This is a genomic window from Actinomadura darangshiensis, assembly GCF_004349235.1.
Lineage (GTDB): Bacteria > Actinomycetota > Actinomycetes > Streptosporangiales > Streptosporangiaceae > Spirillospora > Spirillospora darangshiensis.
This window is the reverse complement of record NZ_SMKY01000638.1, coordinates 1-1,145: the sequence shown is the minus strand read 5'-3', so window position 1 is coordinate 1,145 and position 1,145 is coordinate 1. Positions and strand designations below refer to the sequence as shown.

The following is a 1,145-nucleotide window of genomic DNA, read 5'->3' as shown; positions in this document are numbered from 1 at the left end:
TCCTCGTCCTCCGTCCCCGCCGCGGCCGCTTCGCTCCGGATCACGACGCCCCTCCCGCCTCGCGCACCGCACCGCCCACTACCGATCATCCTCCCCACGATCGGACAAGACGACCATGCCCGGCGCACCTCTTGACCCCGGCACTCAAACGGGCATAAATAAAGGGGAAACAAATACAAACGGGAGGGAACCCACATGGACCGGAGAACGGCGCGCACATGATCGTGACGGTGACGCTCAACCCCAGCCTCGACCGCACGATCGAGGTGGACGTGCTGACCCGCGGCACGGTCATCCGGGCCCGGTCCGCGCGGCTGGACCCGGGCGGCAAGGGCGTCAACGTGTCCCGGGCGCTGCTGGCCAACGGCATCGCCTCCACCGCCGTGGTCGCGGTGGGCGGCGCCGACGGCGACCAGCTGCGCCGGCTGCTGGAGACCGGGGAGCTGCGGGTGCACGCCGTGCGCGTCGCGGGACGGACCCGGTCCAACGTCACGATCGTCGAGCCGGGCGGCGTCGTCACCAAGCTGAACGAGCCCGGCGGCCCGCTGTCGCCCGCCGAGCTGGACGAGGTCGGCGCCGTGGTGGCGGCCGCGGTCGCGGCCGAGGCCGGCACCGCGAGCTGGGTCGTCGGCTGCGGCAGCCTCCCGCCCGGCGTCCCGGACACCACCTACGCCGAGCTGTGCCGCCGGTTCGCGCCGGACGGCAGCCGCGTGGCGGTCGACTCCAGCGGCCCCGCGCTGCGCGCCGCCGTCACGGCGGCCCCCGACCTGATCAAACCGAACCGGGAGGAGCTCGCCGAGGCCGCGGGCGGCCCGGTCGACACCGTCGCCGACGCCGTCGAGGCCGCCGGGGAGCTGCGGGCGCGCGGGGCCCGCGCCGTCCTGGTCAGCCTCGGCGCCGAGGGCGCCGTGCTGGTCGACGACGACGGCGTCCTCACCGGCGAGGCGCCCGTCGCCCGCCCGCGCAGCACGGTCGGCGCCGGCGACGCGCTGCTCGCCGGGTTCCTCGCCGCCGGGGCGCGCGGCCCCCGCGCGCTCGCCGAGGCCCTCGCCTGGGGCGCCGCGGCCGTGCGGATGCCGGCGAGCCGGATGCCGGGCGCCGCCGACGTCCGGCGCGACATCGTCCGCATCCACCCGCGCCCCGAC

The 1,145-nt window shown here is 76.9% G+C and carries 1 protein-coding gene; it reads left to right on the top strand.

All coding sequences use genetic code 11. The annotated features are described in order from the left end of the window. Positions 1 to 230: 230 nt before the first annotated feature. Positions 231 to 1,145 (top strand): 1-phosphofructokinase family hexose kinase (locus E1293_RS47090; RefSeq protein ID WP_243717604.1); only part of this gene is annotated, 915 nt, incomplete at its 3' end.